Source organism: Flagellimonas cixiensis, assembly GCF_042134615.1.
In the GTDB taxonomy this organism is placed as follows: Bacteria; Bacteroidota; Bacteroidia; order Flavobacteriales; family Flavobacteriaceae; genus Flagellimonas; species Flagellimonas cixiensis.
Map to the genome: position 1 here is coordinate 1,742,137 of NZ_CP169639.1, position 11,884 is coordinate 1,754,020.

The 11,884-nt window shown below is 41.0% G+C and carries 7 protein-coding genes; 4 read left to right on the forward strand and 3 right to left on the reverse strand.

The annotated features are described in order from the left end of the window. Positions 1 to 151 precede the first annotated feature (151 nt). The 4 genes from ABT310_RS07775 (at position 152) to ABT310_RS07790 (ending at position 4,698) form a co-directional block, all read left to right on the forward strand. Positions 152 to 511, forward strand: coding sequence for a YraN family protein (locus ABT310_RS07775; protein WP_375323340.1), 360 nt, complete (start codon positions 152 to 154; stop codon positions 509 to 511). Between the two features lie 52 nt (positions 512 to 563). Then, on the forward strand, positions 564 to 1,223 hold the full coding sequence (locus tag ABT310_RS07780) for an aspartate kinase (protein ID WP_375323341.1): 660 nt from the start codon (positions 564 to 566) through the stop codon (positions 1,221 to 1,223). A 73-nt stretch (positions 1,224 to 1,296) separates the two neighbouring features. Next, positions 1,297 to 3,270: a DUF3352 domain-containing protein gene (locus ABT310_RS07785; protein ID WP_375323342.1), complete on the forward strand. Its 1,974-nt coding sequence runs from the start codon at positions 1,297 to 1,299 to the stop codon at positions 3,268 to 3,270. A 270-nt stretch (positions 3,271 to 3,540) separates the two neighbouring features. Continuing rightward, on the forward strand, positions 3,541 to 4,698 hold the full coding sequence (locus tag ABT310_RS07790; RefSeq protein ID WP_375323343.1) for a serine hydrolase domain-containing protein: 1,158 nt from the start codon (positions 3,541 to 3,543) through the stop codon (positions 4,696 to 4,698). 158 nt (positions 4,699 to 4,856) lie between these two features. Here ABT310_RS07790 and mfd read toward each other — a convergent pair whose 3' ends face one another. From mfd to ABT310_RS07805, 3 genes are all read right to left on the reverse strand, one after another. Further along, the gene (gene mfd / locus ABT310_RS07795; RefSeq protein WP_375323344.1) at positions 4,857 to 8,279 is read right to left on the reverse strand and encodes a transcription-repair coupling factor; all 3,423 of its coding nucleotides are present in this window, start codon (positions 8,277 to 8,279) and stop codon (positions 4,857 to 4,859) included. Positions 8,280 to 8,557: 278 nt separating this feature from the next. Continuing rightward, positions 8,558 to 9,187 carry a ligase-associated DNA damage response endonuclease PdeM gene (gene pdeM / locus ABT310_RS07800; protein ID WP_375323345.1) on the reverse strand — a complete coding sequence of 210 codons (630 nt, stop codon included), beginning with the start codon at positions 9,185 to 9,187 and terminating at the stop codon, positions 8,558 to 8,560. 228 nt (positions 9,188 to 9,415) lie between these two features. After that, positions 9,416 to 11,878: a ligase-associated DNA damage response DEXH box helicase gene (locus tag ABT310_RS07805; RefSeq protein WP_375326161.1), complete on the reverse strand. Its 2,463-nt coding sequence runs from the start codon at positions 11,876 to 11,878 to the stop codon at positions 9,416 to 9,418. Positions 11,879 to 11,884: the final 6 nt, after the last annotated feature.

Genomic DNA, 11,884 nt, shown 5'->3' on the forward strand with positions numbered 1-11,884 from the left:
TTGGTACATAGTTTTGGGGCAACTATATGTTTATGCTAGTGTTGGGGGTGGTTCAATTGAGCCAACAAAGTACAACCTAAACGTTTCAATGTCTTTGAACTACCAAATTTTTCGATGAAATGCGTAAAATTTTATAAAATTGAAATTTAGGATGGCAAATCATAACAATTTTGGGAAACTTGGTGAGAAAATGGCAAAAGACCATTTGCTTCGTTTGGGATATGATATTTGTGTCCAAAATTATCGCTTTCAAAAAGCAGAGGTAGACATTATTGCCAGAAAAGGAGATGTTCTGGTGATAGTTGAGGTAAAGTCAAGGAACAAGGGCTTTTTGGAGGATATCTCAGATGTAATCCACCCTAAAAAAGTGAAGCTTTTAACGCTAGCGGCCAACCATTTTGTGGAAGAAAACGACCTTGATGTTGAGGTACGTTTTGATATAATTACGGTGATTAAAACCAAGGAAAAATTTGAAATCGAGCACTTTAAGAACGCTTTTTATTTTTTCTAACCATTTGTTTGTTTTGTAACAATATGTTATTTTTGTCCAAAACCAATGAATAATGAAAACCATATCAGCCGTAGTTGAGCACTACATTAAGAAAAAACCATTTCTGCAAACAGCTTTAGCTCAAGGGATTATTAACCTGACATCGTTGTCGAGACAGATAAAGCCTGAAATCGCTGAAGAATTGGGTAAGGATGTTAAAGATGGCGCTATTGTAATGGCCTTAAAACGATTGTCTGATGATTTGGAGTTTAGAGCCACCCATCGCATAGTTAAGGTGCTCAAGAACATTGGTGAGATTACGGTTCGTTCCAACCTATCCGATTATACTTTCTTAGCTTCTGATACCATATTGGAACAGCAGGCCAAGTTGTTGGAGGAGGTAAATGATAATCAAGATGTGTTTTATACGTCATCCCGAGGTGTAAACGAAATCAATATTGTAATCAGTAACGTGATGGACGGTGTAGTGGAGAAGTATTTTAAAAACGAGCGCTGCACCCAAAAGGCGGAAGGACTTTCTTCCATCACCGTAAAATTACCAGCGGAGAACGTTTCGGTACCTGGAATTTATTATTTCATTTTTCAGCGATTGGCTTGGGAAGGTATTGTACTTTACGAAGTGATTTCTACCACAAACGAGTTTACTATTTTGGTGAACGATGAACAAGTCGATGTTGCTTTCAGAACCATTAAAGATCTAAAATCCTTATAAAATTTACATTGCCACAGGTTTCCTAAACTAAACGGGCATCTCCTTCGTTTAAGAAAAAGACACTTTAGAAGGAATGACCAAAAAGCGGATACTTTTGGGGGTTTTGACCTTGTTTGCACTTTATGTGTGCTACTTGGTGTACATATTCGTACTGTCTCCAAAAACCAATCTTCAGTCCATTTATTTGATTCCCAAGGATGCCGTGTTCATAATTGAATCGGAACAACCTGTGGAAAGTTGGGAAAAGGTAAGCAAGAGCGAGGCTTGGCACCATCTTAAAAGGAACGACTATTTTTCGGAGCTCACCGAGAACATTCAACGGGTAGATACCATATTCAACAACAACCATAAGTTGTTCGAGTTTTTTGATGATCGTTCCCTGTTCATTTCCATTCATATGATTTCCCCAAAGGATTATGGGATTTTTTATGTGTTGGATTTGAAACGAATTGCCAAACTACAACTCCTCAAAACCTACCTGAATACATTACTGGATGATGGGTATGTGTTGAGCAAACGAACCTATCACGAACATGAAATTTTGGAAGTTCATGACCGTGACACCAAGGAAACCATGTATTTGTCCTTTATTAAAAACCAATTGGTGGCTTCGTACACCCACACTTTGGTTGAAGCCTCCATAGATCAATACAAAGAACCTGTGCTTGGTCGCAATCTCAATTTTTTGGAAATCAACCAAAAGGTAGGCCACGAAGATTTGTTCCGATGGTATGCCCAGTACCACTATTTTGATGACTACATTAAAATGTATTCAGACAAACCGTCAGATTGGGTAAATAGAGTGAGCGAAAACTTTTTGTTCTCTGGTTTTTATTTTGATTTGGATGAAAACAGCACGCTTACGGCAAATGGGTACACCAATATTAGTGCTGTAAACGAATATTATTTAGAGGCCCTTCAAAAATCCGGTACCGCAGAACGCTCCATTCCTCAAATTGCACCAAACACCACAGCACTTTATTTGAGTTATGGGTTTGATAGTTTCCAAAAATTCTATAAAAATTTTGAAATGGTACAACAAAGGGACCCCGAACAATTTGAAAGTTATCAAGAGGGGATTGCCAAAGTGGAAAAGTATCTAAAAATAGATGTAAAGGAGAATTTTGTGAGTTGGATTGGAGACGAAATAGGGGTGCTTCAAATTAAATCGCACATCAATCAGGGTAAAAATGATTTGGCATTGGTATTGAAAGCAAATGATGCCGAAGAGGCCAAGACCCAACTGGATTTTGTAGTGGAACAAATCCGGAAGAAAACCCCAGTTAAGTTTAAAGCGGTCAATTATAAGGATTACGAAATCAATTTCCTGTCCATTAAAGGTTTTTTTAAATTGTTATTGGGTGGGCGGTTCAATGAGTTTGACAAGCCCTACTTTACCCAAATCGATGATTTTGTTGTATTTAGTGACAGCCCCAATACCCTTAAGGGTATAATTGATAAAGTGGTAGCAGGGGAAACCTTGTCCGCAACAGAGGAATTTAGAAATTTCGACCAACAATTCGATTCAGAATCCACGGTGTATATGTTCACCAATGTTCCCTTGTTGTATGATAATTTGTATGCATTGGCCGATGCGACCACCAAACAAAAAATGAGGATGAACAAAGATTTTATCATTTGCTTTCCTCAGATGGGTTTGCAGTTGACTCCCGAAGACGACCTTTTTGAAAGTAGATTGGTGTTGAACTATCGCGATGTGGAAGAGGTAAAAAATACCATTAATCTTCCAAAGAAAATGGAAACAACAACTCAAAACATAACTTCATCGGAAATTACGGATGCTGTTTTTAATTTGAGACCCATTTATCCCAATGATTTAAATGAAAGTACATTCACTAAAAAATACGCCAATGGAAATGTGCTGTTTGAAGTTGAATTGAAAGACGGCTTAAAACATGGTCGTTATGAAGAATTCTACCCCGATGGCACTCGAAAAATCCGTGGCCGTTTTCGTAACGATGAGCAGGTAGGCACTTGGCGTTACTATAATCAGCAGGGAGAACAAGTCCGTAAAAAACGGTTTTAGATTTTTTGTCGCTTTGCTCCGTTGAAATGACTTTTGTAATTGCATGTCATTTTGAACGCCTGTCTGCCGAACAGGCAGAAATATGAGAAATCTAGTTCGATATTTAGTGCGGATACTGAGCGCTGGTCATTGAGCGAAGTCGAAATGAGTCGAAGCATGACACGGAATCTCATCCAAATAGGTGTTTGCCGAAACTATCCTAAGAGTTATCGTGAACGATAAATTCCCTAACAATCATTACCTTTCTAGTCCAAACCAAACCTCCGAAAAATGAAAAACTTGCTTTTTGCAACTGCACTTCTTGTTGCATGCTCAACATCACTTCAATCCAGTGCTCAACAGATCAATTTTCCTGACCGTTACGAAAAATGGAAAACAGCTGAAAAAAGTCAATTTAAAGTTGACCAAAAAGCGTTGGATAAAGCAGTGGAATATGCCAACGCAAATGAATATTCAGGATCAAGGGATTTACGAATCGCCATCTTAGAAGGATTTAAAAAAGAGCCCTTTCATCAAATATTGGGTCCGACCAAAAAGCGCGGAGGTCCAGCCGGTATGATCATGAAAAATGGCTATGTGTTGGCTTCTTGGGGCGATACCAAGCGTGTTGACATGACCTTTAGCGTGACCAAAAGCTTTCTTTCAACCGTAGCTGGTCTTGCCGAAGATCAAGGTTTAATCAAAGACACTAAGGACAAAGTAAGCGACTATATTTGGGATGGTACTTTTGATGGTGAACACAATTCCAAAATAACTTGGGAGCATTTGCTGCAACAAAATTCCGATTGGTCTGGTGAACTTTGGGGTGGAAAAGACTGGGCGGACCGTCCACCAAGTGAAGGAGGTCTGGACGATTGGAAATTCAGAACGCTGAATGAACCAGGCACCGTGATGGAGTACAACGATGTTCGAGTGAACGTACTGGCCTATTCACTGACACATGTATGGAGAAAACCTGTTCCCATGGTGCTCAAGGAAGAGGTGATGGACAAGATTGGTGCCACTACATCTTGGAGATGGTTCGGATATGAAAACGCTTGGACAGTAATCGACGGTATCCGAATGAAATCCGTTACAGGTGGTGGGCACTCGGGAGCTGGACTTTTTATTTCCACTGAGGATATGGCCCGTTTTGGCACTTTGTTCTTGAACAATGGAAAATGGGAAGATGAGCAGATCATCAGTGAAAGTTGGATCAAGAAAGCCACTACCCCCTCAGTGCCCAATGTAAATTATGGTTATATGTGGTGGTTGAACCAACAAGGAGGTCGTCATTGGAATGGAGTCCCCGAACATGTATTCTATGCTGCTGGTTTTGGGGGTAACTTTATTATAGTGGATCAAAAAAGCGGATTGGTGATTGTGACCCGTTGGTTGGAACCTTCAAAAATCGGGGAGTTCGTAAAACAGGTTTACGAGGCTTTTTAAATTCATTCTGTGCGGATGCTGAGCGAAGTCGAAGTATGCACTGATCTTTGGCTACTTGGGATTTCTCGTCGCTTCGCTCTATCGTAATGACCCTTGGGGAGTACTTGTCATTTCGAACACCTGTCTGCCGAACAGGGAGGAATGTAAGAAATCTTATGCTATGCAGAAGCCTTCTCTTTTTGAGGAGTAAAAGGCTCCAACACCTTCAACGCTTTATCAACGCTGGTAATTCTGTCAAATGTAAGCAATAGGCGGAGTCCATTTCGAGTCTCCTTTTCCTTAAGTTTCACCAATTGCGGATGTGTTTGGGCATATTGTAACACCTTGGTGAAAGCAGGACTTTGGTAAAAACTAGATTGTTGGTCAGCGATAAAATAGCCGATAAACTTACCTTTTTTCATGATGACCTTTTCCAAACCAATGTGGGTGGCGATCCATTTAATGCGGACAGAGTTCATTAAATCCACAGCTTGTTCGGGTAATTCTCCGAAGCGATCAATGAGTTGTGCCTCAAACTTTTGAAGTCCCTCTTCGTTTTCCACATCGTTCAATTGTGTATAGAGGTTTAGGCGCTCGGTGATATTATTAATATAATCATCAGGGAAGAGCAGTTCAAAATCGGTGTCGAGCTGCATCTCCTTTACATACACTTTTTCCTTATCGCCCTCAACTTCCTCATACAATTCCTTAAACTCATTTTCCTTGAGTTCATCAATGGCCTCGGACAGTATTTTTTGATAGGTCTCGAATCCGATCTCGTTGATGAACCCACTTTGCTCACCTCCCAAAAGGTCACCTGCTCCGCGGATTTCCAAATCTTTCATCGCAATGTTGAAACCGCTTCCCAAATCGGTAAACTGTTCCAAGGCCTCAATTCGTTTTCGCGCTTCGGGGGTCATCACTTCGTACGGCGGGGTGATGAAGTAACAGAAGGCTTTTTTATTGCTTCGACCCACACGGCCGCGCATTTGGTGAAGGTCGCTCAATCCAAAATTATTGGCATTGTGGATAAAAATGGTGTTGGCATTGGTCACGTCCAATCCACTTTCAATAATCGTGGTGGAAACCAAAACATCAAACTCCCCATTCATAAAGGATAACATTAAAGACTCCAGCTTTTTACCCTCCATTTGTCCATGTCCGATACCGATTTTGGCATCTGGCACCAAACGCTGGAGCATTCCAGCCACCTCTTTGATGTTTTCAATGCGGTTATGAATAAAAAACACCTGTCCACCCCTTTGTATTTCGTAAGAAATCGCATCTCGGATGATTTCCTCGTTCAATCGAATCACCTGACTTTCGATAGGATATCGGTTGGGAGGTGGTGTGTTGATCACGGAAAGGTCACGGGCAGCCATCAAACTAAATTGAAGGGTTCTTGGAATTGGAGTGGCCGTCAAAGTAAGCACATCCACATTTTCCTTTATGGAACGTAATTTCTCTTTTACGGAAACCCCAAATTTTTGCTCCTCATCCACTATCAACAAGCCCAAATCCTTGAATTGAACATTTTTGTTTACCAATTGATGGGTTCCAATGATAATGTCAATTTTACCCTTGGCCAAGCGCTCCAAAACATCTTTTTTCTCTTTCGTGGTTCGGAAACGGTTGAGGTAATCCACCGTAACGGGCATCTCTTTCAAACGTTCCCTAAAAGTTCTGCTATGCTGAAATGCCAAAATGGTGGTTGGAACCAAAACGGCGACCTGTTTGCCATTGTCCACAGCCTTAAACGCAGCACGGATGGCAACTTCTGTTTTTCCGAAACCTACATCGCCACAAACAAGTCGGTCCATGGGGCGTTCACTTTCCATGTCCTTTTTTACATCTTGGGTGCTTTTTTCTTGGTCTGGAGTGTCCTCGTAAAGGAAAGAAGCTTCAAGTTCGTACTGCAGATAACTGTCCGGAGCATACTGGAATCCTTTCTCCAATCGGCGTTTGGCATACACCTTTATAAGGTCGAAAGCTATCTTTTTAACCCTTGCTTTGGTCTTTTGCTTCAGTTTTTTCCAAGCGGCAGAACCTAACTTGAATATTTTAGGTGGCGCCCCGTCCTTGCCATTGTATTTGGATATTTTGTGCAGCGAGTGGATGCTCACATATAAAATGTCGCGGTCGCCATAAATTAATTTGATGGCTTCCTGCTTTTTGCCTTCCACGTCTATTTTTTGCAATCCACCGAACTTTCCTATACCGTGATCAATATGGGTCACATAATCTCCAATTTCCAACTTGTTCAGTTCCTTGAGGGTGATGGCCTGCTTTTTAGCATAGCCGTTCTTTAAATGGAACTTATGGTAACGTTCAAAAATTTGGTGATCGGTATAGCAGGCAATTTTTAGGTCATGATCTAAAAAACCTTGGTAGAGTGGAAAAATGATAGTTTGATAATGCACCGTTTGGTCCACTTCATCAAAAATATCATGCAGACGTTTGGCCTGCTGCTCTGTAGAGCAAAAGATGTAATTGCTGAAACCTAAATCCCGATTTTCATTGAGGTTTTCAATGAGCAAATCAAACTTTTTGTTGAATGAAGGTTGTGGTTTGGTGTTAAACTGGATCATGTCACTTTGACTTCGCTCAGTGGCCCTATTGTCTAAATTTTGTTTGCTGAGCGCAGTCGAAGCCCCAATTTCTATGAATAAATAATCATTCAACTGTTCTTTTAGCAAAGCGGAATCCAAAAACAGCTCTTTGGGTTGAGCGTGTTTGATTTCTTGGCTCAATTTGGCAAAACTCTCCTCCGCTTTTTCAAAAAAGGAATCGATTCGGTCATAGATCAAAGCAGGGTTCTTTGCAAAGATCACCGTATTGGCCGAAATATATTTTAAGAAACTTTCCCGAATTTCTTCAGTGAACTTGTTCTCCACATTTGGGATGATGGTAATTTTTTTCACTTTGTCCGTGGAAAGCTGGGTTTCTACATCAAAAGTTCGGATACTGTCCACTTCATCCCCAAAAAACTCGATACGGTAAGGTTCGTCATGGGAAAAAGAGAATACATCCACAATGCCTCCGCGAACCGAAAATTCACCTGGTTCCGTTACAAAATCCACCCGTTTGAATTGATATTCAAAAAGGACTTCGTTTAAAAAATCCAACGAAATCTCATCACCCAATTTTATTTTTTGGGTGTTTTTGTCCAATTCTTTTCGAGTGACCACCTTTTCAAATAGCGCATCGGGATAGGTGATGATTACCGCGGGCTTTTTTCTAGAGTTGATGCGATTTAAAACCTCCGCACGAAGCAATATGTTGGCATTGTCCGTTTCCTCAATTTGATATGGTCTACGGTAACTTCCGGGATAAAAGAGCACATCTTTTTCACCAATCAACTGCTCCAAATCGTTTAAATGATAAGCTGCTTCTTCCTTATCGTTGAAAATGATTAAAAAAGGTGAATCCGCAGATTTGAAAGTTTCAGAAATCACAAAGGATAATGAGGAACCCACAAGTCCTTTTAAATTGATTTTTCGTGATAGTCCTGAGGGGTTATTTTGAGTTTGGGCAATGGTATCTCTCAGTTTCCCGAGTGGGGGAGACTGTTCAAAAAGCTGCGAAATGGGGGTTTTGGTCAATCCAAAAAACTTTGCGGCAAAGATAAACCGCGAAAACTTTTACTAAAAATGTTTTTTTGGGTTTCTTGTAATAGGATATGTCATTTCGAACGAATGTGAGAAATCTAAGTCAGTTGAGATTTCTCAATCGTCATTGCACTCCTCCTTTCGAAATGACAATTCGTTGGTGTTTTCAAGTAGGCTCATGAGTGTGCGCCTGCCGGACGGGAGGAAGTCGAGAAATCTTACAAGCCAATTACGATGAGATGCTGAATCAAGTTCAGCATGACCTATAATCTCTAAACTTTAAAAATACTATCCTCTGCAATGGCATAAACTTCATCCGATTTTTTTGGGTCAAGGGAATGGGTGCCGGTGAATTGCCCAAAAGCGGGAAGTATCATCTGGTTTTTGGATTTAAAAAAGCAGGGCAATTTTAAACGGTCTTTTCCAATTCCTTTGAGTTTGACGGACGGATGAACATGTCCACAAAAAGTAAAGAAACCCCCTCGTTCTTCAGGATGGTGTGTCAATAGAAAAGAATCAATAATCAATTCAGGAAAGATGGAAACATTTATTTTTTTAAATTTTTCAGGTGCAATGATGTCATGGTTGCCTGCGATTAAGAGGATTTCTGCTGGAGTTTTTGCGACCCAATTCTCGAACAATTCCCATTCCTTGTTTAATGAGGAATGGAATAAATCCCCCAAAAAACAAATTTGAAAGGGCTCAAAATCAGCAACGATTTTATCCAACAATAGAAAGTTTTTGTGGATAGCCTTTCTTGGAACTGCAGCGCCAAACTTTCTAAAATGGGATACTTTCCCCAAATGCACATCGCTGATCAGTAAAAGGGATTTTTCCTCCCAAAACAATCCACCCAAATGGTGGAGCTGAAATTCTTGGTTATGTATTTGAATTTTTTGCATCTGATGCTTCAAATTTAGTTCAATTGTCATTTCGAGCGCAGTCGAGAAATCTAATTGGTGTTTCAGATTTCTCAAGTGTAGTTGCACTTTTCCGTTCGAAATGACTTTTTGGCGTCATGCTGAACTTGATTCAGCTTCTCATTCAAACGGGATTCTGGATGGTACTTCGACTCCCTGCCTCTCGCAATTGGACGCTCAGTTTCCATATAAAATGACAGAATTTTGAAGTTATTTGGTCAATTTAGCAATCATTTTTTGAATACGATCGGCCAATTTTTCGTTGGACAGTTTTTCACGTAACCTATCCGTGATGATGGGAAAGGAGAGCGGCGTAGGTTGGGAACATTCTTTCCAAACTATAACTTGTTCGCCAATGCGCTCCAAGGCCAATCGTAAACGGCCTTCCTCCAATTGATGTTCGAAAGTTTCGGTGTAGGCTTGTTGATAGAGCAAATTGTCACCCTCAAAATCACGGAAAACGTCAAATAGTAGTTCCGAACTGCTTTGCAGATGTTTCATTTTGATGCCCTTTTCGGGATATCCTGTAAACACCATACCGCTGATAACGGCAATATCACGGAACTTTCTTCGGGCCATTTCATTGGAGTTCAAACTTTTTTGAAGGTCGGACAAAATATAATCGGGAGAAAATAGATTATTGTCCAAAATTTCTTGAATGTCGATCTTCCTACCCGATAGCAATTCGAATCCGTAATCGTTGAAGGCTAGGGAACAGGTAATTGGTGACAACAAACTGATGCGATAGGCCAATAAACTGCTCATCCCTTCGTGAATGGCCCTGCCTTCAAAGGGGTAAAACATATGGTGATGCCCATCACGGGTCTCGAAGGTTTCAATTAAAAATTGATGAGGTTGAGGAACTATACTTTCTTCCCGCTGTTTGGCAAATAATTGTTGCAATGCTTGAATTTCTTTTGATTGTTCTGAAAAGTCCAACTCTGCCGAATAGAGTTCCTGTCTAAGCAATTCGGACATTTTTGCTGAAAAGCTCAAGCGTCCGCCCATCCAACTGGGCACTTTGTTGGTTCTTTTGTTGGAATTACGAACGTGGGCTGACATGCCTTTGATTCGGATAAACTCCAAATTTCTGCCCGCAAAGGTGAATACGTCCCCTGGGGTCAATTTGGAGATAAAATACTCTTCAATGGTTCCAATATAGCCCCCTTTTTGATAGCGAACGGAAATGGCGGCATCTCCCACAATGGTACCGATTTGAAATCGATGCCGCATGGCGACCGCTCTGCTGTTCACTTTGAATTTTCCGTCTTCCTCAACCTCCACTTTTTTGTATTCGTCATAGGTTTTTAGGCTTTGACTCCCCATTACCAAAAAATTTAGTAGCCATATCCATTGCTCATCAGTAATGGCCTGAAAGCAAAATGTCTGTTTGATTTCGGGATAAATCTCATCGGGATAAAATCCATCAGAAACCGCTAAAGTGGTCAAATATTGAATCAAAACATCAAAACTGTTTAAGTAAGGAATACGGTCTTCCACTGCGCTGTTTAGCACCGCTTTTTGCATGGCCGAAGCCTCAACCAGTTCAATGGCATGGGTGGGCAAAAAGTAGATGACACTTTCCTTACCGGGTCGGTGACCACTGCGTCCTGCACGTTGCAAAAATCTGGCAACGCCCTTAGGCCCACCAATTTGGACAACCGTTTCCACAGGAGCAAAATCCACTCCAAGATCTAAACTAGAGGTACAGACCACGGCTTTTAGACTTTCATTTCGAATGGCCTGTTCCACCCAAAGTCGGGTTTCTTTGTTGATACTCCCATGATGCATGGCCATTTCGCCGGCGAACTCGGGATATTTTTCCAATATTTTCTGAAACCAGATTTCACATTGGCTTCGGGTATTGGTAAAAAGTAACGTGGTCTTGCTTTTTTTGATGATGGGAATTACTTGGTCCAACAAATGCAAGCCCAAATGCCCTCGCCAAGGAAAGGTTTCCATTTCCTTTGGAATGATGCTTTTTACGGTGATTTTTTTGTTGAGGTTGGCCTTGACCAAAACTGAATTTTCCAATTCTGGGGTAGAAGGGCCCAGTAGAACTTCGCGTGCTTGCTCCAGATTTCCTATGGTAGCCGATATGCCCCAAATGCGCAATTCCTTGCAGATTGTTTTTAAACGTGAAAGCCCCAATTCCATTTGAACCCCGCGTTTGGAGCCCAATAGTTCGTGCCATTCATCTACCACGATGGCGCTGCAATCTTTAAAGGTTTTTGCGTAGCCTTTTGAGGAAAGCAAGAGATGAAGGCTTTCTGGAGTAGTGATCAACAAATCGGGCATATTGGTGCGCATTTTTGCCCGCTCTTTTGTGGAAGTATCTCCAGTTCGGATACCAACGGTCATGTGCGTACCCAAATCTTGAGTGATTCGTTCTGCTGATTGTTTTATTTCTTGGGAAAGTGCTCGCAACGGGGTAATCCAAATGGCTTTTAATCCCTTTTTATGTTTGGTTTTGTAATCGGGATGCTTTTTGATGTAGTTCAATACGATTGGAAACCAAAGAGCATAGGTTTTTCCGCTTCCCGTGGGTGCGTTCAATAAGCCATGTTTGCCCTCCAAAAAGGCTTTCCAAGTCTCTTTCTGAAACGGAAACGGTGTCCAATGTTGTTCTTGGAACCAATTTTTGGCAATATGGAAAAGTTCAGGGTCTTGCAGGGTAGA